The 22,585-nt window shown below is 69.7% G+C and carries 16 protein-coding genes; 7 read left to right on the top strand and 9 right to left on the bottom strand.

Going from position 1 to position 22,585, the window contains the following annotated elements:
- Positions 1 to 129: 129 nt before the first annotated feature.
- A complete protein-coding gene (locus IPN47_19960; protein MBK9410275.1) occupies positions 130 to 675 on the top strand; it encodes an Hsp20 family protein in 546 nt (181 codons plus the stop codon).
- Positions 676 to 815: 140 nt separating this feature from the next.
- Positions 816 to 1,508: a VIT family protein gene (locus tag IPN47_19955; GenBank protein MBK9410274.1), complete on the top strand. Its 693-nt coding sequence runs from the start codon at positions 816 to 818 to the stop codon at positions 1,506 to 1,508.
- Here the strand turns inward: IPN47_19955 and IPN47_19950 are convergent.
- From IPN47_19950 to IPN47_19940, 3 genes are read right to left on the bottom strand one after another with little or no spacing between them, the layout of a single operon-like run.
- Positions 1,505 to 2,710 (bottom strand): MFS transporter, encoded by a 1,206-nt coding sequence (locus IPN47_19950; GenBank protein ID MBK9410273.1) that lies wholly within the window; start codon positions 2,708 to 2,710, stop codon positions 1,505 to 1,507. The genes IPN47_19955 and IPN47_19950 overlap by 4 nt on opposite strands.
- Positions 2,707 to 4,464, bottom strand: a complete 1,758-nt coding sequence (locus IPN47_19945; protein ID MBK9410272.1) for a family 20 glycosylhydrolase — start codon at positions 4,462 to 4,464, stop codon at positions 2,707 to 2,709. Before IPN47_19945 ends, IPN47_19950 begins: the two co-directional genes overlap by 4 nt.
- Complete coding sequence (locus IPN47_19940; protein ID MBK9410271.1) at positions 4,395 to 5,087, bottom strand: hypothetical protein; 693 nt, start codon at positions 5,085 to 5,087, stop codon at positions 4,395 to 4,397. The genes IPN47_19945 and IPN47_19940 overlap by 70 nt, the downstream gene beginning before the upstream one ends.
- Before the next feature lie 80 nt (positions 5,088 to 5,167).
- On the opposite strand from IPN47_19940, the gene IPN47_19935 reads away from it, so the two are divergent.
- Positions 5,168 to 6,862 carry a S8 family peptidase gene (locus IPN47_19935; protein ID MBK9410270.1) on the top strand — a complete coding sequence of 565 codons (1,695 nt, stop codon included), beginning with the start codon at positions 5,168 to 5,170 and terminating at the stop codon, positions 6,860 to 6,862.
- 25 nt (positions 6,863 to 6,887) lie between these two features.
- Here the strand turns inward: IPN47_19935 and IPN47_19930 are convergent, their stop codons facing one another.
- On the bottom strand, positions 6,888 to 7,634 hold the full coding sequence (locus IPN47_19930) for a 1-acyl-sn-glycerol-3-phosphate acyltransferase (protein ID MBK9410269.1): 747 nt from the start codon (positions 7,632 to 7,634) through the stop codon (positions 6,888 to 6,890).
- A gap of 154 nt (positions 7,635 to 7,788) precedes the next feature.
- Between IPN47_19930 and IPN47_19925 the strand changes: the two genes are divergently transcribed.
- The gene (locus IPN47_19925; protein ID MBK9410268.1) at positions 7,789 to 9,903 is read left to right on the top strand and encodes an SIR2 family protein; all 2,115 of its coding nucleotides are present in this window, start codon (positions 7,789 to 7,791) and stop codon (positions 9,901 to 9,903) included.
- On the opposite strand, the gene IPN47_19920 is transcribed toward IPN47_19925, so the two are convergent.
- Positions 9,884 to 11,203: an alpha-hydroxy-acid oxidizing protein gene (locus IPN47_19920; GenBank protein MBK9410267.1), complete on the bottom strand. Its 1,320-nt coding sequence runs from the start codon at positions 11,201 to 11,203 to the stop codon at positions 9,884 to 9,886. The genes IPN47_19925 and IPN47_19920 overlap by 20 nt on opposite strands.
- Before the next feature lie 185 nt (positions 11,204 to 11,388).
- On the bottom strand, positions 11,389 to 13,827 hold the full coding sequence (locus IPN47_19915; GenBank protein ID MBK9410266.1) for an ABC transporter permease: 2,439 nt from the start codon (positions 13,825 to 13,827) through the stop codon (positions 11,389 to 11,391).
- A gap of 394 nt (positions 13,828 to 14,221) precedes the next feature.
- On the opposite strand from IPN47_19915, the gene IPN47_19910 reads away from it, so the two are divergent.
- Both IPN47_19910 and IPN47_19905 read left to right on the top strand, forming a co-directional pair.
- Entirely contained in the window at positions 14,222 to 16,312 is a 2,091-nt protein-coding gene (locus IPN47_19910; protein ID MBK9410265.1) for a TonB-dependent receptor, read from the top strand.
- A 62-nt stretch (positions 16,313 to 16,374) separates the two neighbouring features.
- The gene (locus tag IPN47_19905) at positions 16,375 to 17,196 is read left to right on the top strand and encodes a DUF4198 domain-containing protein (protein MBK9410264.1); all 822 of its coding nucleotides are present in this window, start codon (positions 16,375 to 16,377) and stop codon (positions 17,194 to 17,196) included.
- A gap of 3 nt (positions 17,197 to 17,199) precedes the next feature.
- Here the strand turns inward: IPN47_19905 and IPN47_19900 are convergent, their stop codons facing one another.
- From IPN47_19900 to IPN47_19890, 3 genes are all read right to left on the bottom strand, one after another.
- The gene (locus IPN47_19900; protein MBK9410263.1) at positions 17,200 to 18,618 is read right to left on the bottom strand and encodes an aminopeptidase P N-terminal domain-containing protein; all 1,419 of its coding nucleotides are present in this window, start codon (positions 18,616 to 18,618) and stop codon (positions 17,200 to 17,202) included.
- Entirely contained in the window at positions 18,512 to 19,537 is a 1,026-nt protein-coding gene (locus IPN47_19895) for a gluconate 2-dehydrogenase subunit 3 family protein (GenBank protein ID MBK9410262.1), read from the bottom strand. Before IPN47_19895 ends, IPN47_19900 begins: the two co-directional genes overlap by 107 nt.
- Positions 19,538 to 19,690: 153 nt before the next feature.
- Complete coding sequence (locus tag IPN47_19890) at positions 19,691 to 21,805, bottom strand: GMC family oxidoreductase (GenBank protein ID MBK9410261.1); 2,115 nt, start codon at positions 21,803 to 21,805, stop codon at positions 19,691 to 19,693.
- Between the two features lie 3 nt (positions 21,806 to 21,808).
- On the opposite strand from IPN47_19890, the gene IPN47_19885 reads away from it, so the two are divergent.
- Positions 21,809 to 22,582 (top strand): SDR family oxidoreductase, encoded by a 774-nt coding sequence (locus IPN47_19885; GenBank protein ID MBK9410260.1) that lies wholly within the window; start codon positions 21,809 to 21,811, stop codon positions 22,580 to 22,582.
- Positions 22,583 to 22,585: the final 3 nt, after the last annotated feature.

Here is a 22,585-nt window from a genome sequence, read left to right as displayed (position 1 = left end):
GGATTCCCGGATTGCGCCCCACAGCGGGACGTGACACTGTGTGTGCCCCGCTCGGCGCGGCTGCCCCCGTCGCGTGCCCCAGCCGTGCCGCAGTTGTTTCCCCGTTAGGGCAGGACGGAGGAGTGGACCATGTCAGGCATTCGCATCCAGCGCGCGAACGATGACGAGCGCGCCCTCCCGGTCTTCAGCGAACTCGCCCAACGCCTGGACGCCGTGCGACAGCGCGCCTTCGAGCTGTTCGCCACGCGTGGCGGAACCGCGGGACACGAGCTGGACGACTGGATCGCGGCCGAGCACGAGGTGCTGGGGCGGCCCGCCGCAGAGCTCACGGAGGCCAACGGCGATTTCCGTGTGGACGTCACGCTTCCCGGCTTTGCCGCCAACGACATCGAGGTCACCGCGACACCGACCGAGCTGATCGTGCACGCCACCTCCACGCGCGAAAAGCAGGGCGAGGACGAGAGCATCGTGTGGAGCGAGTTCCGATCGAGCGATGTGTACCGTCGCTTCGGCTTCCCCAAGACGGTCGACGCCGAGAAGATCACCGCGGCGCTCGCAGACGGGATCCTCACGGTGCGCGCGCCCAAGATGGAACCGGTCATTGCGGCGCCGGCCCCGACGTCTGCGCCGGCCATCGTGAAACCGGCAACGGAGATCCCGGTCGACCAGTTGTGACTTGCCGTAGGGTGCAGTGATGCGACAGACGGTGCGGCGTAGGGGATGACTCGCTTGCGGTGCCTGTGCAATACGTCCAGCTTGCCCCGCATCCGTTAGGCACCCCGCCGCCGCACCCCGAGGGTCACTTGGCGTTTCAGATTGCCCGTCACTCCGAGCAACATCGCGCCGGCCGCATCGGTTGGCTGCGCGCCGCGGTGCTGGGCGCAAACGACGGATTGGTCTCGACCGCCTCGCTCGTCGTCGGCGTCGCAGCGGCCGAGGGTTCGGCGCGCGCCATCCTGGTGGCGGGTGTCGCCGGGCTCGTGGCCGGGGCGATGTCGATGGCAGCGGGAGAGTACGTGTCGGTCTCGTCGCAGGCCGACACGGAATCTGCCGACCTCGCGCGCGAACGGCGCGAGCTGGCGACGGAGCCCGAAGCCGAACTCGAGGAACTCACCGGCATCTACGTGAAGCGCGGCGTCTCCCCCGCGCTCGCCAGGCAGATCGCGGTGGAACTCACGGCCAAGGACGCACTCGCGGCACACGCACACGACGAGTTGGGCTTCACCGAGACATCGGCGGCGCGCCCGCTGCAGGCGGCGCTCGCATCGGCGGGGACCTTCGCCGTGGGAGCGATCGTCCCGCTGGTCATTACCGTCGTCGCACCAGAGGCTGCCGTTACCTACTGGGTGGCCGGCGGCTCGATCCTGGGACTCATGCTGCTCGGCGGGCTCGCCGCGCAGACGGGTGGCGCCCCACTCATGAAGGGCATCGTGCGCGTCACCTTCTGGGGGGCGCTGGCCATGGCCGCCACCGCGGGGGCCGGACTGCTCTTCGGCGCGACGGGCTAGGAGCCGTCGTCCTCGCGCAACGTCCCGGCCAGCACCGCGGTCAGCAGGCAGGCCATCCCCACGGCGGCCATCCCCCCTCGCAGGTTCGTCATCTGCGCCACGAAGCCGATGAGCGGAGGCCCCGCGAGCAGCCCTGTGTAGCCTAACGTGGCGACCGCGGCGATCCCCGCCCCGGCCTTCATTCCAGGCACCCGGCTCGCCGCCGTGAGCACCGACGGGAAGGCGGTCGCGAGCCCGGCCCCTACCGCGCCAAAGCCGATGGCGATGGCGCGCGTGCTGGGATCGAAGAGGGCGAGGGCGATCCCGGCGGTGGCGAGGAAGGCGCCGAACCCCACCATGCGCGTCGCCCCCAAGCGCGCGGTGAGGTGGTCCCCGACCACACGCCCCAGCGCCATGGCGATGGAGAAGGCCGCGTACCCCGACGCCGCGAGCCCGGGCCCCGCCCCGGCCACGTCGCGCAGGTAGACCGCGCTCCAGTCGCCCATCGCCCCCTCGGCAAAGAGGACGCTGAAGGCGAGCACCCCCAGCAGGATCACCCGGCGACCGGGACGTACCGCTTCGTCTCCCGCCTCCGCCTCCGCCTCCGGCGGATGCCACTCGGCCGACGCTGGCAGCATGGCGCGCGCGGCGAGGACGACGAGGGCGATCATCACCCCGCCGACTGCCGCCAGATGCAACTGCGCCGAGGCGCCGCCAGCCGCAATCATCCCGCCGCCGGCCGCCCCGGCCAGCCCCCCTCCGCTGAAGAGCGCGTGGAATGAGGCCATGATCGGGCGCCCGTGCACACGTTCGACCGTCGATGCCTGGGCGTTCATCGCCACGTTGAGCGACCCGTTCGCCGCCCCGTTGATGAAGAGCGCGGCGATGAGCAGGATGAGCGACGGGGCCACCGCGGGGAGTGCGAGGGTGGCGGCATAGGCCAGCGCCGCCCCGACCGTCACGGCGCGGCTCCCGTGGCGCGACACCAGGCGCCCCGCGAACGGCATCGCCACCAGTGCTCCGCCAGCGGCGCCGAGCAGCGCGAGCCCGAGCGTCCCCGCCGACAGCGCCAGGGCCCGCTGCGCGTCGGGGATGCGCACGACCCAGCTGGCCACCGACACGCCGTTGAGGAAGAAGATCGCCGCCACCGCGATGCGCGCGCGCATCACCGACGACACCGATGCAGACGCAATCGCGCGCACCGCCCCCACCGCGTCGCTCATCGCATCCTCGCGGCGGCGCGAGGCGTGATCACGATCTCATCGGCAAAGAGCCACGACGCCTCGCCTGCCCCCGGATGGCCGGGCGGCAGTCGCCCGGCGTTGCGCGCCGTGAGCCGGACGAATCGCGCCGAGGTCCCGGCAGGGAGTGCCAGGGCGAATGGGTGCACGATGGCCCCGTCGCGCGCGATCGGGACATCGTGCCCCTGCAGCCGCGGCTCGCTCCACCGCTCACCGTCGTTGGACCACGACACCCCGACCTGCGCCGGCAGCACGATCCACGACCGCACGTTCTGCAGGAAGTTCGCCGAGACGTGCGCGACCGGTTGCAGCTGACCGAGGTCGACGACGATCTCGACGTCGGGCCCCCACCATCCCGTCCAGAGCCCGTCGCCATGCGCCGGGCTGCCGATCAACCCGTCGGTGAGCGTGAACGGTCCGGTCCCGGGATACGACGTGCTCGGCGCCGGCGTGATGCGCGCGCGCGCCCCGACCCCCGCGTGCTGGCGAATCGTGAGGTGCCGCTCCTCCAGCACACGTTCCCCGGCCACGAACGCTTGCAGCCGCACCATCCCGCCCTTCCCGAGCCCTGCGCCCGGGGCGAGGGCGCGCGAGGTGGGGCGCGGGGGGCTGCCATCGAAGGTCGCGTGCACGCCAAGCCCGGCGAGTGTGTCCGTCAGCTGCCAACGCGCCTGGCGCGTGACGCTGTCGAAGGTGATGACGATGCGCGGGAGGGCTCGGGCGCCGGGTCCCATGACGAATTCCATCCCACCGAGGCGCGCGCGGTGATCGCCGTCGATGCGCAGCTGCAACGCCGTCAGGTCACGCGGCGCCGCCCCCCACACCACATCGGCAAAGTCCAGCAGTCGCGGAAGCGCCATCAGCGCCAGGTTGGTCCCCGAGGTGATGTGCTCGCTCCAGAACGTCACCTCGCTCCCCAGCACCCGGTGCTGCTCGCCCGCGGCGAGCCCCTTGGGGACGGGATCGAAGGCGTACACCTGCTCCAGCGTCAGCTCTCCTGCCTGCCGGTTGAGGTACACCCACTCGTTGGGCGAGGCAATCACGCGGTGCCCGCGCTCGGCGGCCTTGCGCGTGAAGGAGGAGTCGCGCCACGACTGCACGATCGCCCCCGGGGCGAAGCGCCCCTCGAGCACCTCGTCCCAGCCGATGATCGTGCGCCCGCGCGACGACACGTGCGCCGCGATGCGACGCAGGAACCACCCCTGCAGCTCTTCCTCGTTGGCCAGCCCCTCGCGCCGCATCACCGCCTGGCAGGCGGCACAGGCCCTCCAGCGATCCTTCGGGACTTCGTCGCCGCCGATGTGCACGTACGGCGAGGGGAAGATGTCCATCACCTCGTCGAGCACACCGAACAGGGTCGTGAACACCTCGTCCTTGCCGGCGCAGAAGATGTCGGCGAAGACCCCCCACGAGTTGGGGACGGCGATCGTCTCTCCCGTACACCCCAACTGCGGATAGGCGGCGAGGGCGGCCGACGAATGCCCCGGCATCTCGATCTCCGGGACGACCGTGACCCCGCGTTGGCGCGCGTACTCCACCACCTCTCGCGCCTCGGCCTGCGTGTAGAAGCCGGCGTAGCGGTCGCCGGTCGCCTCCGTGCGGCGCCCTCCCACGCGCGCGAGCGCCGGGAAGCGCCGGATCTCGAGGCGCCACCCCTGGTCGTCCGTCAGGTGCCAGTGGAAGATGTTGAGCTTGTAGCGCGACAGCAGGTCGATGTGCCGCTTGATGTCGCGCACGGGGAAAAGTGGCGTCCGACGTCGACCATGCTGCCACGCCACGAGAAGCGCGGCGCATCGTCGACCCGCACCGGCGCGACCCTCCAGGCGGCGCGCCGGGCGCCACCTCGACGCTCGAAGTCGGGCGGAAGCAGCTGACGGAAGCTCTGCACCCCCCACAGCACCGCAGCGGACGTCGCCCCGCGAATCGCGACGCTGCGCCGGGACACGTCGAGCGTGTAGGCCTCGGCGCCACCGCCAGCGGGCGGCGCAAGTCGAGGGGCGAAGCGCACCGTGTCGAGCGTGATCGCCCCCTCGGGTGCCTGCGACACATCCCCTGCCGACACGCGCACGACGAAGCCCGTGCGCTCGCGGATCACCGTGCCGAGCAACTCCCCGATCTCGCGGAGCCGCACGCCTCCGGAAGCCACGACGATGTGTACCGGGCTTCTCAGCTCGAAGGGGGCGCCGGTCGAGTCGGCGAGCGCCCGCGCCGGGCGAGGGACGATCGACTCCCCACTGGTCTGGGCCGGCGCGCCGGCGATCGGCAATCCGAGGGCGGCCACGACGGCCGCCCCCGCGGCGGTGGCGCGCCGAGTTCGTGCCAGTATCCGGACGGGGGCGGTGCGGGTCGCAGGGATCATCGAGAGGTCATTAATGTACTGTCTTCATGCCTCCGCGACGCCGACCACCCGGCCGGCGCCGGAGCGTCACCCCTCGCGTCATGCCGAAGCACCCGCACGTCCTCGTCGCCCTGGCCGTGAGCGTCCTTGGCGCCTGTGCCACGCCGAGCACACGCCCCGTGGCCCCCGCCCCCGCGCCCGCTCCCTCGGCACGGCCCTCCGCGGCGACCGCTCCGGGCAACACCGCCGCTGCAGCCCCACTCGCCGAGGCCCCCGCCGACTGGCAGCTCCTCGACCCAGCGACCGATCGGGTCCCAGGGACGGCGGCACGTCGCGCCGCGCAGGAGCTGCTGCGCGGTCGCAAGCCCGAGCGCACGGTCGTTGTCGCTGTCATCGACGGTGGCGTCGACACCGCGCACGTCGACCTGCGCGCCAACCTCTGGACCAACCCGCGCGAAGTAGCCGGCAACGGCAAGGACGACGACGGCAACGGCTATGTGGACGACATCCATGGCTGGAACTTCCTGGGTGGCGCCAACGGCCAGAACGTGAACTGGGACCAGCTCGAACTCACGCGCGAACACGTGCGGTGCACGAAGATGCGCGCCCAGACGCCGGCTCCCGACAGCACGGCGCGCGCACGCTGCGACGGCATCGCCAAGGCGTTCACCGCCAAGCGCACCGAATTGCAGCAGATGTCCGCGCAGATCCTCATGGTCGATGGCATGTACTCGCGCGCCGTGCGCGTCCTGTCGACGGCGATCCCGCGCGACTCGATCAGCGTGGCACGCGTGACGGCGCTCGCCCCATCGGCCGATAGCGTGCGCCAGGCGCGTGACCTGTTCCTGCGCATGGCAGCGAGCGGGATCACCGGCGAGGAGCTGCACGATGCCAAGGAAGACGTGCAGGGGCGTCTCGAGTACGGGCTCAACCCCGACTTCAATCCGCGCACCATCGTCGGCGACGATGCGAGCAACCCCAACGAGCGCCGCTACGGCAACCGCGACGTGACCGGCCCAGAAGCGAAGCATGGCTCGCACGTGGCGGGGATCATCGGCGCGCTGCGCGACAACGGCACCGGGATCGAGGGCATTGCCGGCGCCCCCGGCGCGGTGAAGCTGATGGTGGTGCGCGCCGTGCCTAACGGCGACGAGCACGACAAGGACATCGCCGCAGCCATCCGCTACGCGGTCGACAACGGGGCGCAGGTCATCAACATGTCGTTCGGGAAGGACTTTTCTCCCGACAAGCCGCTGGTCGACGCCGCGGTCAAGTACGCCGACTCCAAGGGGGTGCTCCTGGTCCATGCCGCCGGCAACGACGGCGAGAACCTGGCCGAGACGCCGAGCTTCCCAGTCGCGCGTTATGCGGGCGAAGGGAGCGCCGCCAACTGGATCGAGGTCGGGGCGGCCTCGTGGAAGGGAGGGAGCGCGCTCGCCGCACCGTTCTCCAACTACGGCAGGGAGCAGGTGGATGTCTTTGCCCCTGGCGTCGACATCCTGTCGACGATCCCGGGAGGGGGCTACGCTCGCGAGAGCGGGACGAGCATGGCGGCGCCGGTGGTCTCGGGGGTCGCGGCGCTCCTCATGAGCTACTTCCCCAAGCTCACCGCCGCCGACGTCAAGAAGCTCGTCCTCGACACGTCGACTCGTTATGCCGAGCTGATGGTCGTGCGCCCGGGGGCGCAGAACGGCGAGAAGGTCGCCTTCGGTGCGCTCTCTCGGACCGGCGGCGTGGTGAACGCTTATGCCGCGGTGAAGGCGGCGATGGCGCTGAGCGGGGCGGTGGTGCAGTAGCCACCGGCCGGTCGCGGGGGGAGCCTCAGGACTCCCCTCGCATCTCGCGCACGAGCGCGTGGCGCGCTTCGGCGATCACCGCGCGCGTTCGGTCGCGCAGCTCCGCGACATCGGCGATGGTCATCCCCGTCACTTCGATGGGGGGGAGGACCTTCACGCGGGCTCGCGCCTTCTGGAAGCGGAACGTCCCCTTCTGCATGCAGTCGCGCGTCCCCGCGACGACGATGGGGAGGATCGGGGCCCCGGCCTCGAGCGCCAGGCGAAAGGCGCCGTCCTTGAAGGGGAGCAGTTCTCCGTCGCGCGAGCGCGTCCCTTCGGGGAAGATCATCACGCTCACGCGCTTGCTCAGGCGGTCGCGCGCCTCCTTCATCGCCCGCACGATGCTCGTACGCTCCCCGCGTCGGACCTCGATGTCGCCGGCCATGCGCATCATCCAGCCGAAGCACGGGATCTTGAACATCGTCTCCTTGGACAGCCACTTCATCTCCCACGGCAGGTGGGAGATGAGGAAGATGTCGGCGTACGACTCGTGGTTCGAAACCGCCACGTAGGGGCGACGGGGGTCACGGATGAAGTCGCCCCCCATCTCGAACTTCCAGAGCGGGTTGAGCTTGACGGTCAGGACGCCGAGCAAGCGAAAGAAGCGCCCGGCAGCATACCGCCCCTTGTCGAAGGGGGCGGTGAGGCAGAAGAGGATGAAGGCGAAGGGGGTGGCGATGATGACGAGCAGGACCGTCTCGAACCACACCCAGGCGTTGAGCAATTGTGCCATGTTGGAGCGAACGCAGCGAATGATGCGCCGGACGGTTGGCCGCGAGGGGGCGGAAGCCGCACCCGGCGTGTGGCGAAATCTAGCCTCTCGCGGGTGATCGAGGCATGCGCGCGGCGACAGGCTCGGCGAGGCGGGAACCTCCACAGGAGCGGCGATGGGAACAGGACGTCCGGACTTTCGTAGCGCCAGCGAGCTCCCGGCGCTCGTGAGCTACGTGCGCGAGCGTCGCTGCGTGCTCTTCGTGGGCGCCGGCCTCTCACGTCCCGCCGGGTACCCGGGGTGGGGTGACCTGATGCGGCACGTGGTGGAGGGCACGCATGCCCAACTCGGCGATGCGGCGCGCAAGGACGAGCTCGAGAGCCTGCTGGCGCAGTACAAGTTCGCCGAGGTCGCCGACCAGTGCCGCACGCTGCTGGGGCGCACCTTCTTCGGGCGCATGCTTCGCGACCAGCTCGCGCGCCCCGCCAGTCCCCCCGAGGCCACGCACCGCGCCATCGTGCAGACGCCGTACGCCTGCATCGTCACCACCAACTTCGACACGCTGCTCGAAGACGCCTTCGCCCGGTGGAGCGACTTCGGCATCCCCAAGGCGCCGACCGGAATGGAGCTGGCGCAGCACGGGACGCTCCTGCTCGATGGCGCGTTCTTCATCCTCAAGGCGCACGGGACCATCCATGACGACGACTCGATGGTCTTCACCAGCGAGGACTATCGACGCATCACGCACGCCAATCCCGCCTTCCAGGCGGTGATGTCATCGCTGCTGCTCACGCACGCGGTCCTGTTCGTCGGTTATTCGCTCAGCGATCCTAACTTCCGCCTGCTGCTGGACTCGCAGCTCACCACGTTCGGGAGCGAGGCGCCGCCGCGGTACGCGCTCATGGAAAACGTGAGCGCGTCGGAGCGGGCGATCCTGCGACGCACAGCCGGCATCGAGGTGATCTCGTTCGCGAAGGGGGCGTTCGGGGAGGTGGCCGGCCTGCTGCGCTATCTGGCCAAGGCCAGCGCGCCAGAGCAATCACCTGCGCAGGCAGCAGCACCAGTGCAGCCGCCGGTGCAGGCGTCCGTGCAGTCACCGCGCCGGGTCCTGCGTACGCGCACGGCCGACCCGGCCATGGTCGTTCGCCTTCGTGCGCGCGACGTGATGGTCGATTGCACCTGGTTCCAGACCACGCTGCGCGACCTGGACGGCGTCGCCCTCCCGCTCGAGCGGATCACCACCGCGACCAACCTTTCGCCAGCATGGGCCGAGCTGTCGCAGTACCTCTCGAACGCGACCGACATTCCGATCGGAGACGTCGCCCAGGGGGCGCGGTGGCACGTCGGCGACCTCCTCGCGCGCGTGCTAGAGGGCGTGGACGAGGCGCTGCTGGCGACGCCGCCGTCGACCACGATCATCCTCGACATCCCTCCCGAGCTTTGGGCGCTCCCGTGGGAGTGGACGACCGTGGGTGAATGGTCCCTCGCGCTCGCGCGCCCCACGTGCCGTCGCATGCCAGGGATTCCCGACGCGTCGCGAGGTCGCCCCTTCGTGCGCTCGCCGCTGCGCGTGCTGCTCATTGGTGACCCCCTGGCCGACAGCTCGCAGACGTTCCCCCTCCCCGGGGCACGCGCCGAAGTGGAGGGATTGGCGTTGCAGCTGTCGAACGCCGCCCCGGAAACCGTGGTGACCACGCTGATCGGCCGGGAGGCCTCGTACGCCACCGTCCTGCGCGAGCTGCGCCACGGGCGCTACGACGTCGTCCACTTCTCCGGCGTCTCCCACGACGACGGCGACGGCTCCTACCTCATGCTGCACGACGGCAAGGTGGGGACGTCGGAGCTCGTGACGCTCCTCATCAAGCGTCCGCCGGCCCTGCTCTTCCTCAACACGATCTACTCCGGCTTCGTCCCCGTCTTCTCTCAGGCGTTTCCGCTCGCGCTGCGCGAAGGCACGTCGTTCGACGATCACTACCGCGAGCTCCGTCGTCGTCGCGTGGGATTCGAGCGCGCGGCGGCACGCTCGGGGGTCGGGACCTTCGTTGGCGTCATGGGACTCACCGACGACGAGGTCGCGGGACAGGTGGCGCGTGCCTTCTACGACATCCTGCTCTCCGGCAAGGGGGCGGCGCACGCACTGCACGCCGCCCGCAACCGCGTGCGGGCCACGTTGGGGAAGGCCAGTTGGGGGCGCGCCGATACCACGTCGCTGCAGATCGCGATGGCCGGTTATCCCGACCTTCGGCTCGTGCCCGCCCGCGGGGTGCGCGCTACCGCCCGTCGCGCCTGACCACGTACGCGCGCCCGAGCTGCCGCAGCGACGTTGCCCCCACCTGCCGCATCGAGAGCAGGAGTTCGCGCCGCATCAAGGTGAGCACCGCCTCCACGCCGGCCTGGCCAAACGAGGCGAGCCCCCACAGGTAGGGGCGTCCGATGCCGACGGCCGTCGCGCCTAACGCCAGTGCCTTCACCATGTCGCTTCCTCGCCGGATCCCGCCGTCGATGAGCACGGGGATGCGCCCGCGCACGGCCGCCACCACCTCGGGCAGCGACTCGATGGTCGAGCGCCCGCTGTCCTCGGCGCGCCCGCCATGGTTGGAGACGACGATCGCGTCGGCCCCGTTGGACACCGCCAGCGCCGCGTCCTCGCGCGTCACGATCCCCTTGAGGACGAGCTTCATGCGCGGCGCCACGGCGCGGCAACGCTTCACCCACGCCCAGTCCATCGTCGGCTGCTCCAGCCCCTTGGCCGCGCTGAGGTCGAGACCGTCGAACATCGGCTTGCGCTTGAGCATTCCCGCCAGCCCGGGGGTGTGGCATTCCGCGCAGTTGCGGCTGTCGAGACGCGCCGCACGGGCCTGGGTCTCCAGGTTGCGCCCGCCGTTGAGGTCGACCGTAAGGATGAGCGCCGGGCACCCCGCCCTCGCCGCGCGCCGCACGATGGCGTGCGCCACCGCGTCGACGTCGGTCGGGTAACACTGGAACCAGACCGGCGTCCCGCGCGCCGCGTTCACCTCCTCCACGCTCGACGTCGTGACGCCGCTCAACATCATCAGGTGCCCCTTGGCCTTCGCCGCGCGCGCCGTCGCTACGTCGCCCTCGGGGTCGTAGATCTTCTGGCTCCCCGTGGGGCAGACGAAGATCGGCGTCTCCCACCGCTCGCCGAAGATCGTGACCGACATGTCCACCTCGCGCACGTTCACCAGGCGGCGCGCCCGCAGCTGGAACTGCGCAAAGCCCTCGCGATTGGCGCGCAGCGTCCCGTCGTCGTCGACGCCGCTGGCCATGTAGCCGTAGTGGCCCACGGGGAGCTTGGCCTTGGCGACCGGCTCGAAGTCGAAGACGCTCAGCGCGTCGCCCGGGTCGCGAATGAGCGGCGGCTGCTGCGCCGCCTGCTGCAACGACCGCGGGGCCTCCGTGGCGCGCGTCACCTCATCCAGCAGGCGCCAGCCATCGTCAGGATTCCCGGCACTCGTCAGGCGCTCCAGGGCGCCCAGGTCCACGCCACCGGCCGCGAGCAGGGGGCTGGCGGCGAGGAATCGCAGGAATCGGCGGCGGTCGTCGCCATCGGGATGATGCGGAGCGCTCATGGCAACCCCGGGGTCGTCGTAGCAGACAGCGGCGCGCAGGGTCGTTGCATCGGGAGCTCCAGTGGGGGAGGATCAGCGACGACAAGCTCGCCCCTCCGCTGGCACCTCGCCAGACGGCTCCGCCCGTGGCGCGCGTAGCGCGACTCGGCGCATCGCGACTCCGCGCGTCGCGACTCGGCGCGTCGCTACTCCGCGCGCATCGCCGTCACCGGGTCGACCAGCGCGGCACGCCGTGCCGGAAGCCAGCTGGCCACGAGCGCCACCACCAGGAACAGGAGCGAGACGGCCAGGAAGGTGAACGCGTCGGTGGGCGCCACCCCGAAGAGGAGCGAACGCAGCAGCTGCGTAGCGCCCAGGGCGAGCACGATCCCCACGGCCCCTCCCACCATCGTCAGGCGCACCCCGCGCCGGATGAAGATCCCCACCACTGCGCGCCGCGTCGCCCCCAGCGCCATGCGAATGCCGATCTCGCGCGTGCGCTGGCGCACCGTGAACAGCATCACGCCATGCAGCCCGACCGCAGCGAGGACGAGCGCCAGCGCGCCGAAGATTGCCAGCACCGTCGCCCCGCCGCGCTGCTCGCGCGTGGCCGCCTCGCGCACCCGGGCCATCGTCTCCAGGCGGTGCACCGGTAGCGCCGGGTCCATCGCCCGGATGGCATCGCGCAGCGCCGGCGCTAACGCACTCGCATTGCCGGACTTGGTCCGCACCAGCATCGTCAGCCCCGACGACGGTCGCTGGCGCAGTGGGACATACACCCCGCTCGGGGCCGGTGCATTCAAGGCCTGCACCGCGTCGCGCACCACCCCGACCACCGTGAGCCACGGTCCGTTGGCGCCGTTGGTACTCAGCCGTGCGCCTAACGCCTTGCCGCCGAGCTGCTCGCGGGCAAAGCGTTCGGTGACAATCGCCACCGGCAGCGACGTCGCGACGTCACCCTCGCCGAAGTCACGCCCCGCCACCAATCCCTGCGAGACGGTGCGGAAGAACGAGGGGGCAACGACCGACAGCGACGCCAACACCTCCGCCGATGGCTCCGCCCCCTCGGCACGCTGCGTGTGAACGCTCGCCGTCGACCACTCCGACAGCGGCAGGAGCGACGTGAGCGTCACCGTCTCGACCCCAGGCATCGCCTTGGCTTGCGCCACCAATTGGTCGCTGAACATCCTGGCGCGCGCTGAATCGTAGCGCTGCAACCCGAGGTCAAACGCGACTGCCAGCACTCGCTCCGACGCATCGAAGCCCAGGTCGAGTCGCTGCGCCTTGTCCAGCGACCGCAGGAACAACCCCGACATGGTCAGCAACAGCAGCGAGAGCGCGACCTGCGCCACCACCAGACCGCCCTGCAACCGTGAACGCCGTCCATCGCCACCCGTCGCCGATTGCCGCAACACCTCGGCCGTCCCTCCGCGCGTGGCGTGCAGCGCCGGCGCCAGTCCGAACAACACGCCCACCGAAAGCGCGAGCGCCGCACTCACCCCAAAGACGCGCCAGTCGAGCGAGAGATCGAGCGGCAGTGGAAGCGCCGTGGCCAGCACCAGGTCGGACCCCCATGTCGCCAGGAGCAGCCCGACCGCGCTGGCCACCAGCGACAGTACCACCGACTCGGTGAGCAACTGCCGCACGATACGCCAGCGCGACGCCCCGATCGACAGGCGGGATGCGATTTCGCGCTGGCGTGACAGCGCACGCGCCAGCATCAAGTTGCTCACATTGGCGCAGCAGATGAGGAGAATGAGCCCCGTCACCGCCAGCGACAGCGCCGCCAGCGGGACGATCTGCCGCACGGCGCCCGCCGGAAGTCCCGCCGACGCGTCGTACGTGCGCAACGTCCACCCCTTGGGCTGCGCCGTGTCGGCCGCCGCAATCGTGGAGGACAGCCGCTGCAGCGCCGCGTTGGCTTGCTCGCGATCGTTGATCGAACGGAGCCGCGCAATCGCCCGAATGTTGCTGCTGGACGCATCGGTGAGCATCCACTTCCAGTCGGGGATGAGCGTGGTGATCATCGCCGATGGGATCCACAACGCCTGGATCTGGTCGTCGATGTCAGCGCCGTTGAACTGCGGCGCCGTCACCCCGATCACGGTGAGCGGCATCCCGTTCACCGTGATCGCCTTCCCCACCACCGCCGGATCGGCGCCCATCCAGGTGCGCCACGCGTAGTCGCTGAGCACCGCAACCGGGTGCGCGCCGCTCCCCGAATCCTCCTGCGCGGTGAAGCCGCGCCCTAACGAGAACGGGGTTCGCAGGGTGGTGAAGTAGTCGCTCGACACCGCCTCGCCCTGCACCTTCACCGCGTCGCCGCGCGTGCCCAGCGACAGCGGCACCCCGCGAATCGTCGCCACACGCTCGAACAGCGGCACCTCGTCCCGCACGCGCGCCGCCACCTGATACGACAGCCCCATCGGCCGCGAACGCTCCTCCGACGTCGCGGCGATCCACACCAGCGACGACGACTCGCCCACCCCTGGCCTGGGCCGGCGGATCAGCGCATCGGCCACGGAGTAGAGCGCCGAGTTGGCGCCGATGCCGAGGGCGAGCGTCAGGACCGCGACGAAGGTGAAGCCCGGGGCGCGGACAATCTGTCTCGCGGCGAAGCGAATGTCGGTGAGCAGCTGGTCCATGACGGTCACACACCGGAGCGGGGGAACCCGATCGAAAAGCAAGTCATGTGCCCATCGACGACGATGGCGCAAGTCGATGCGGGGGCGATACTTGAAGGTACAAACAGGCTCCCGGCTCGTCTCGGCAGCGTTCGATCTTGGGACGAGGTGTGCGCTTTCGGACGGGTGCCGGGTCGACGCAGGCACCGTGAGCGGCGCCTGTCGGCCGCGGCCGATCGGGCGCGGCGCGCATCGAGCGCGCAGCAATCCGACACGGCCACGGCTGACGTAGACACCGCACACGCTCGCGCGTCGTGCGGTTCCGGGGGCGGCAAGAACCCGGCATGGGCGACGCACTGGCCAAGGCAGCATCACACTGGCTTGCCGCCCACGCTGCAGCGCCCTGGAGCCACTCGTGCGCCTAACGCCCATATCGCTGTTGCTCGTCCTGGCCCTCGCATCGCGCGGTGCCCGCGTCGACGCGCAGACGTCGCGCGATTCCAGCACACATCTCGACTCGACGCGCGTCCCATCCCTGCGCCCCATCCGAGTGCTGGGACGCGTCGACGAACTCCGGGGATTCGCGTCCACCGCCTCACAGGGACACGTGGGCGCGGCCGACCTGCGCCTGCGCCCCCTCATGCGCGAGGGCGAGCTGCTGGAAAGCGTCCCCGGGTTGATCGTCACGCAGCACTCCGGCGACGGCAAGTCGAACCAGCTCTTCGTCCGCGGCTTCAACCTCGACCACGGCACCGACTTCTCGACCAAGGTGGAAGGGATGCCCGTCAACATGGCCTCCCACGCGCACGGGCAAGGCTACACCGACTTGAACTTCATCATCCCCGAACTGGTCGAATTCATCGATTACCGGTTAGGCAACTACCACGCCGCCATCGGTGACTTCGGGAGTGCGGGAGGGGCCGAGTTCCAGCTCCGGCGCTCACTCGACCGCCCGTTCCTCTCCGTGGGAGCCGGTGAGTTCGGCTACACGCGTGCGGCTGGCGGCGCCTCGATTGACCTTGGGCGCGGTTCCCTGCTGCTCGGCGGCGAGGCGAAGCGCTACGACGGTCCCTGGCGATTCGAACAGCAGCTGCGGAAGTTCAGCGCCCTCGCGCGCTACGCCGTCGCGCGCGGCCGGTCGCGAGTCTCGGTGCTGGGGATGGCGTATCGCAACGACTGGGACGCCTCCGACCAGATCCCCATGCGCACCGTGACCGACGGAACCCTCGACCGCTTCGGGCAAGTCGATCCATCGCTCGGCGGCGCGTCATCGCGGTACTCACTCTCCGCGCAATGGGATCGTGCCGGCGCCCGTTCGGTGCAGCAGGTGCAACTCTTCGGTATCGCGTCGACGCTGGATCTCTACTCCAACTTCACCTACTTCCTCGAGAACGAGTACGCGGGTGATCAGTTCAACCAGCGCGAAGGGCGCACCACGATCGGGCTGAACGCAACACACAAACAGCCGCTCTCCGCCGGGGGCGTGGAACACCTCTTCACGCTCGGGTTGCAGCACCGCTCCGATCTCGTCGATGACATCGGGTTGCACCGCACGCGCGATCGCGTGCGCACCGGCACGATCCGCCAGGACGACGTGGCCGAGCGGGCAACGGGTCTCTATCTGGAGATGGAATCGCGATGGCGGCCACGCCTGCGCACGGTGCTGGGCGTGCGAGGCGACGCTTATTCGTTTGACGTGCGAAGTGTGCTTGCCGCCAACTCCGGCACGCGCAGCGCCGGAATCGCCAGCCCCAAGGCGTCGCTCATCATCGCGCCCACCAGCAACTCCGAGTTGTACCTGAGCGGAGGCTTGGGCTTTCACAGCAACGATGCCCGCGGCACGGTCATCTCCGTCGATCCCACCACTGGCGAATCGGCCCAACGCGTGAACCCGCTGGTTCGTTCGAAGGGCGCCGAGCTCGGGCTGCGTGTTTCGCCCAACAGCCAGTGGCGTAGCACCGTGGCGCTGTGGGCGCTCGCTCTCGACAGCGAACTGCTCTTTGTCGGTGACGGCGGCACGACCGAACCGACCGATGGAAGCAGGCGAAGCGGGATCACCTTCGCCAACTACTATCGCCCCATCGCCCAGCTCAGCCTCGACGCCGACGTGTCGTTCGCCCGCGCACGGCTGCGCGATGTCGCGCCCGACGCCGACCACATCCCGGGCGCGCTGGAGCGCGTCGTGGCGGCGGGGATCACCTGGAGCAGCGCGGGGGGCGGTCCCTTTGCCAGCCTCCGCGTTCGTCACTTCGGTGCGTATCCCCTCATCGAAACCAACGCCGTGCGCGCAGCCGCAACAACGCTCGTGAATGCCGCATCCGGCCTGACGGTTGGCGGCGTGCGCATTCAGCTGAGCATCCTCAACCTGCTTGGCACCAAGGCGAGCGACATCCAGTACTACTACGCGTCGCGGCTTCGGGGCGAACCCGCGGGTGGTGTCCAGGACATCCACTTCCACCCGGTGGAACCGCGCCAGCTGCGCCTGGCCCTTGTGCGCGGGCTATGATCGCGCATCATGTCGTCTGGTCGTCAGCTCGTCAGCACGTCTCCTCGTCTCCCGCGCCCTCCATGCGAACGCTCGCACGCGCCACCGGCCTCTCCGCCCTCGCCATCATCGTCGCGGCCGGCGTCCTTGCTGCCCATGACATGTTCCTGCGCCCGGCCACGCACTTCGCCGCCGAGCGATCGACCGTGCTCGTGCGCCTGCTCAACGGGACGTTCAGCAAGAGCGAGAACTCGATCACGCGCGACCGGTTGGTCGACGTAGCGATCGTCTCACCGAGTGGGCGCGCGGCGCTCGACACCGCGCAGTGGAGCATCGCCGGCGACACCAGCACCTTCACGCTCACGACCGGCGCCGCTGGCACCTACGTCCTCGGCACCTCCACGCGCCCGCGCATCCTCGGCCTCCCGCCCAAGGACTTCAACCAATACCTCGCCGACGACGGCATGCCTGACGAGTTGGCGGCGCGCAAGAAGGACGGCACGATCAGCCAACCGTCGAAAGAGCGCTACCACAAGCACGTGAAGGCGCTCGTGCAGGTGGGAGCGCGCCCCGACTCCGGCTACAAGACGGTCCTGGGGTACCCCGCCGAGATCGTCCCACTGCAGAATCCATACGTGCTGAAGGTCGGCGCCTCGCTCGAGGTGCGCGTCCTGGTGGACGGCAAGACAGTGGCCAACCAGTTCATCCAGTACGGCGGCCGCACGCCGACCGAGGAGCGCGTGGCGCAGCGCACCACGCGCTCCAACGCGCAGGGCATCGCCCGCATCCCGCTCGACCGCGTTGGGACCTACTACGTCAAGTTCATCGACATGCAGCGCCTGAAGGGAGACGCCGATGCCAACTACGAATCGAAGTGGGCGACACTGACGTTCGCAGTGCGTTAGGCCCTACTGCACCACCGCCTTCTTCCGCAGCTTCTCGATCTCGTCGATCTCCCGTGGCGCCAGCGAGATGCGGATCAGCTTCCCCCCCTTGAGCACGTAGTCGTCCTCGACGCGTACGCCCGTGTTGCGGTACTGTACCGCCGGCCCCTTCGCGAGTGCGATCATCGCCCGGTTGCGCGGCGTGTCCGGAAGGTCCTTGAAGACGTTCTCCCGCACGTACAGCCCCGGCTCGATGGTGAAGGCGTCACCGTCCTGGAACTGGTTTGGCGCCACGTGCGAGAACTGCCCCGGGTCGTGCACGTCGAGCCCGATCCCGTGGATGAAGCCGTGGTACACGTACAGATACCACTGCGGACACGTCCCGTCGGAGTTGGCCCAGTTCCCCGGGCACAGCCCCGGCGGCGGATCGAACGACGCGGTCGTCGACTCGATCAACTTCAGCTTCGCCAGCCCCGCCTTGAGCACGGCGTACGCCGAGTCGGTCGGCACGTTGCGCGCCACCCCGGGCTTGATCTGCCGCTCGGCCGCCTTCTGCGCGTCGAGTACGATCTGGTAGACCACGCGCGCTTCCGGCGTGTAGGTCCCGTCGACCGGGAGCGTGCGCGTGACGTCGGCCGAGTAGCCGTCGTAGTACGCGGCGACGTCCATGAGTACCACTTCTCCTGCCTTGGCTTCGCGGAACGAGGCCGGCCAGTGGAGAATCGTCGAGTTGCCGCCAGCCCCAACGATCGACGTGTACCCCGGCCCGTCGGCGCCCAGCTTGCGATACGTCGCCTCCATGATCGCCTGGATCTCGCTCTCCTTCATCCCCGGGCGAATGGTGCGCATCACCTCTTCGTGCGCCTTGGCCGAGATCTCCGCAGCCTTGGTGATGATCGCCAGTTCGGCCTCGCTCTTCTTCGCGCGCAGCTGCTCCACCTGCTTGCTCGCGTCGACCACCTTCACCGTGGGGTGACGCTGCATGAAATCGACGACGAAGTTGCGCCCGAACGAAAGCGAGTCGCGCGAATCGAACTCCGCGCTCTGCGCGTCGGAGATGGCGTAGAACGGGAGGCCGGTCGTGGCGAGCGAATCGGCGACCTTGGTCAGTTCGTCGGTGAAGCGTGCGCCGAGCCCGAGGCTCGCGGCCACTTCCTGTGGCGTCTTGCGGTCGCCCAGGTACAGCGCGGTGCGCGCGTTCGGCTTCTCGAGGAAGAGCGTCGACGTCACCGCTCCCCCGCGCTTGACCATCACGAAGGCCGCGTTGGACTCGAGGAAGCCGGTGAGGTAGCGGAAGTGCGGGTTTTGGTAGAACGGCGGCCAGTGGTTCACCGGTTCACGCCGGCCAAAGGCGAGCACCACGCCGCTGTCGATGCGCGCGGCGAGTGCGGCCCGGCGTGCCGCGTACTCGGCCACCGGGATCTGGGCGCGCAGCGGTGACACGACCACCGCCCCCCCCCCCCCCCCCCCCCCCCCCCCCCCCCCCCCCCCCCCCCCCCCCCCCCCCCCCCCCCCCCCCCCCCCCCCCCCCCCCCCCCCCCCCCCCCCCCCCCCCCCCCCCCCCCCCCCCCCCCCCCCCCCCCCCCCCCCCCCCCCCCCCCCCCCCCCCCCCCCCCCCCCCCCCCCCCCCCCCCCCCCCCCCCCCCCCCCCCCGGTGCGGAGGCGCCGCGTGGGCCACCAAGAGCCCGACATGGGACCAGCCCCCCCCCCCCCCCCCCCAGCCGAGGTGCTTGAGCACTTCCGGCGGCGGCCCGTCGAACGACGCGAGCGCCACGTTCCCCACGTAGCCGATGTCCTTCATCCCTTCATCGGTCGTGTAGAATCCCTCCGCCGTGAGGTCACGCACCCGATCGAAGAACTGCGCCGCCTGCTTGAACTCCGGCTTGGCCTTGGCGGCGTAGCAGATGTCGTCGCAGATCGCGGTGCGCTGCGCGGGCGTCACGTCGGCGAACGCCTTCCCGAAGCGCTTGTTGCTCTCGACGTTGATCCAGATCAACCCGCCCCGCACCTGCACCAGCGCCTTCTGATACCAGTCGGCGGGCGCGCTCACGTACTCGTTGATGTAGGCCGGCACTCCCACCGCCGACGCCGCCGGCGACTTGTCGTCGGCGGGGATGATCATGTCGCACAACGCCGTGAGCGTGACCATCTCGCTCGCCGTGAGCAGCATGGGCCAGGTGATCTTGGGATTGAGCAGGTCCGGATCGCTCTTGGTGCCTCGTGGCCCCGCGACGGGAACCCCGCTGGCTTCAACACCCCCGGAAGCCGCCTTGGACGCGTCGACGACCGGCAGCGACCGACTCTCCGGCGAACACGCCGCCAGCGACCCCGCCAGCGGCAGCGCCACCGCCGTCGTCGCCAACGCCTTGAGCGCCGCCCGCCGCCCGATGCCACCAATCGCCCCCTGCTCTCCTCCGCGCCCTCTCCCTCTGCGTCCTCTGCGGTAGCCCCCACGCACCAGCCACGTCGCTCGCCTCCCCCCCCCCCCCCCCCCCCCCAACCCCGCCGCGGTCGCTCATCCGACACTCCGCGTCTTGAGTTGCTCGATGATGTGATCGCACGTCCGCCACGCCAACGCCAGAATCGACAACGTCGGATTCTTGTCGGCATTGGACACGAATGGTGCCCCATCCGTGACGAAGAGGTTCTTCACATCCCACGACTGGCACCACTCGTTGAGCACCGACGTCTTCGCGCTGGTCCCCATGCGGCACGTGCCGACCTCGTGGATGATCTGCCCGCCACGTGCAATCACCTTCGACCCATCCGTCTCGACCTTGCCGTTGACCTTGCCGCCCATCTGCTCGATGATGCCGGCGAACGTCTTCACCATGTGCGCCGCCTGGCGCGTCTCGTGCTCGCTCCACTTCCAGTGGAAGCGCAGCACCGGAATCCCCCACTGGTCCACCTGGTCGGGATCGAGCTCGCAGTAACAATCCTCGTTAGGAATCATCTCGCCGCGCCCGTCGAACCACATCCATGAGCCGTAGTAGCGGCGCGCCGCTTCCTTGAAGCGCGTGCCGTAGGCTCCTTCGGTGAGCGACTCCAATCCGCCCATCGCCCCGGAGCCCGGCATGCTGCGCCCGCCGCCGAACTCCACGTGGTACCCGCGCGCAAAGCCCAGCTTCCCCGCCAGCTGCGGCTTGTACAGCCACCACGGCATGTACATGTGCATCCCGCTGGCGCCGTCCTGGTTGTGCGGCGGCGTGTTCTCCAGCGCCGGAATCTGCCCACCGATCCCAGCCCCCACCGTGTCCATCAAGTACTTGCCGACAAGCCCGCTGCTGTTGGAGAGCCCGTTGGGGAACTGGTTGGAGCGCGAGTTGAGCAGGATGCGCGCCGTCTCGGCGGCGCTGGCGGCGAGCACCACGACGCGCGCCTTCACCTTCACGTCGGCGCGCGTCCGCTTGTCGATGTACGACACGCCGGTCGCCTTGCCCGACGCATCCACCGTCACCTCGCGCACCATCGCGTCGGGGACGATGTCGACGTTCCCCGTGGCCAACGCCGGCGGGATGAGCACCGTCGTCGACTGGAAGTTGGCGCGGATCGAGCAGCCGTTGCCGCACGGCGTCGCCCAAAAGCAGGCTTGCCGCGCCTTCATCGACTCGGCCAGCACGCGCTGCGCCAGCGGGTTGTCGGGATGGATCTTCTTGGGCAGCGTCTCGTGATCCTGCCGCTGCGTCATGATCGCCAGGTGCGCCGGAATCACCGGGATCCCCATCGGATCGCACGCCTTCTTGGCCAGCAGCTCCGTCGCGCGCGGCTTGGGGGCCGGCATCAGGACGCCGGACGACGAGCGCGGCGTGTTCTCCAGGTCATCGTCGCCACCGTACACGCCAATCAGCATCTCCGTACGATCGTAGTACGGCTCCAGGTCGGCGTACGAGATCGGCCAATCGGCGCCGAGTCCGTCGCGCGTCTTCGGCTTGAAGTCGTATTCGCCCATGCGGAGCGAGATGCGCCCCCAGTGGTTCGTGCGCCCGCCGAGCATGCGGGCGCGCCACCACTTGAACTCGCTCCCCGGCGCCGTGGTGTACGGCTCGCCCGGCACTTCCCACCCGCCGTCGACCGTGGCGTCGTAGAAGCCGAACGGCTTCTCCTTGGACCCCGCGCCCCGCAGCGGTGCCTGACGCGGAAGGTTGAACATCGGCGTCTCGGTCTGCGGGTCGTAGCGGCGCCCGGCTTCGAGGACGAGGACCTTGAGCCCTGCGACGCCGAGCTGGTAGGCGGCCATCCCGCCCCCGGCGCCGGAGCCCACTACGATGACGTCGTACTCGGTTTGCGACTTGGGATTCTGCAGGAACACCCGGCTTGCGCTCCGGTGAAGGTCGGGAGCCAATCTACGCGCGGGGGCGGGGTTGGCGAGTCCGCGCGAGGGCGAACGCCGCGCACCAGCGCGTCTTGGCACATCCAACGCGCGGGTGCGAAGTTGTGTCCGCCGCCGTGTCGAGACGGACGCTGTTCGGCACGGATGCCGGGAAGGAAGGGGGCGGTGGCCGAGCACATCGCCTGTGGCGAGTATCGGTCCATCGAATTGAGCCCGCCGGGCTGGGGGCGCCTTCGGACCTCGACGCGTTCGATCGACACCATCGCGCGCTGAGCGCACCGAGTCTACGCAGAGGAGCATCACATGAGGCTTGCAGGGAAGGTCGCCGTCGTCACCGGCGCGGCGCGCGGCATTGGGCGGGCGACGGCTGAACGCCTGCTGGCCGAGGGCGCACAGGTGGTGCTCGCCGACATCGACGTGGAACAGCTCGACAAGACCGTGGCCGAGCTGGCGGCGCCGGACCGCGTGCTGGCGATGCGCGTGGATGTCGCGAATCAGCGCGAGGTCGTGCAGCTCGTGGACGCGGCGGTCCAGCGCTTCGGGTGCATCGATATCATGGTGAACAACGCCGGCATCGCGCCGGTCATCCCCTTCCTCGACGTCACCGAGGAGATCCTGAGTCGTGTGCTCGACGTCAACCTCAAGGGCGCCTTTTACGGAACGCAGGCGGCCGGCCGTCAGATGATCAGCCAAGGCAAGGGGGGCGTGATCATCAACATGTCGTCGATCAACTCGGGGCTGGCCAATCCCAACGTGGCGCCGTACGCGATATCGAAGGGCGGGATGAACCAGGTGACCTCCACCGCGGCGGTGGCCTTTGCGCCGCACGGCATTCGGGTCGTCGGCGTTGGTCCCGGGACGATCCTGACCGAGATGACCGCCGGCGCGTTCGTGAATACCGCCGGGCATCACGCGATCCTGTCGCGCACGCCGCTGGGACGCTACGGCGACGTCTCGGAGATCGCGTCGGTCGTGGCCTTCCTGGCCAGCGACGACGCATCGTACATCACCGGCGAAACCGTCTACGTCGACGGGGGGCGTCGTGTGCTCAACTACCTGGTTCCGGTCAAGGAGTAGGGG

It is taken from the genome of Gemmatimonadota bacterium (assembly GCA_016719105.1).
In the GTDB taxonomy this organism is placed as follows: Bacteria; Gemmatimonadota; Gemmatimonadetes; order Gemmatimonadales; family Gemmatimonadaceae; genus SCN-70-22.
This window is presented reverse-complemented; position numbering and strand designations above follow the sequence as displayed.

What these genes read in the sequence shown, in the direction of transcription:
- IPN47_19950 (MBK9410273.1), bottom strand. Translation starts at nt 2,710, where the DNA reads ATGAGCGACGCGGTGGGGGCGGTGCGCGCGATTGCGTCTGCATCGGTG.
- IPN47_19905 (MBK9410264.1), top strand. Translation starts at nt 16,375, where the DNA reads ATGCGAACGCTCGCACGCGCCACCGGCCTCTCCGCCCTCGCCATCATC.
- IPN47_19915 (MBK9410266.1), bottom strand. Translation starts at nt 13,827, where the DNA reads ATGGACCAGCTGCTCACCGACATTCGCTTCGCCGCGAGACAGATTGTC.
- IPN47_19930 (MBK9410269.1), bottom strand. Translation starts at nt 7,634, where the DNA reads ATGGCACAATTGCTCAACGCCTGGGTGTGGTTCGAGACGGTCCTGCTC.
- IPN47_19935 (MBK9410270.1), top strand. Translation starts at nt 5,168, where the DNA reads ATGCCGAAGCACCCGCACGTCCTCGTCGCCCTGGCCGTGAGCGTCCTT.
- IPN47_19925 (MBK9410268.1), top strand. Translation starts at nt 7,789, where the DNA reads ATGGGAACAGGACGTCCGGACTTTCGTAGCGCCAGCGAGCTCCCGGCG.
- IPN47_19960 (MBK9410275.1), top strand. Translation starts at nt 130, where the DNA reads ATGTCAGGCATTCGCATCCAGCGCGCGAACGATGACGAGCGCGCCCTC.
- IPN47_19920 (MBK9410267.1), bottom strand. Translation starts at nt 11,203, where the DNA reads ATGAGCGCTCCGCATCATCCCGATGGCGACGACCGCCGCCGATTCCTG.
- IPN47_19940 (MBK9410271.1), bottom strand. Translation starts at nt 5,087, where the DNA reads ATGATCCCTGCGACCCGCACCGCCCCCGTCCGGATACTGGCACGAACT.
- IPN47_19890 (MBK9410261.1), bottom strand. Translation starts at nt 21,805, where the DNA reads ATGCTCCTCTGCGTAGACTCGGTGCGCTCAGCGCGCGATGGTGTCGAT.
- IPN47_19885 (MBK9410260.1), top strand. Translation starts at nt 21,809, where the DNA reads ATGAGGCTTGCAGGGAAGGTCGCCGTCGTCACCGGCGCGGCGCGCGGC.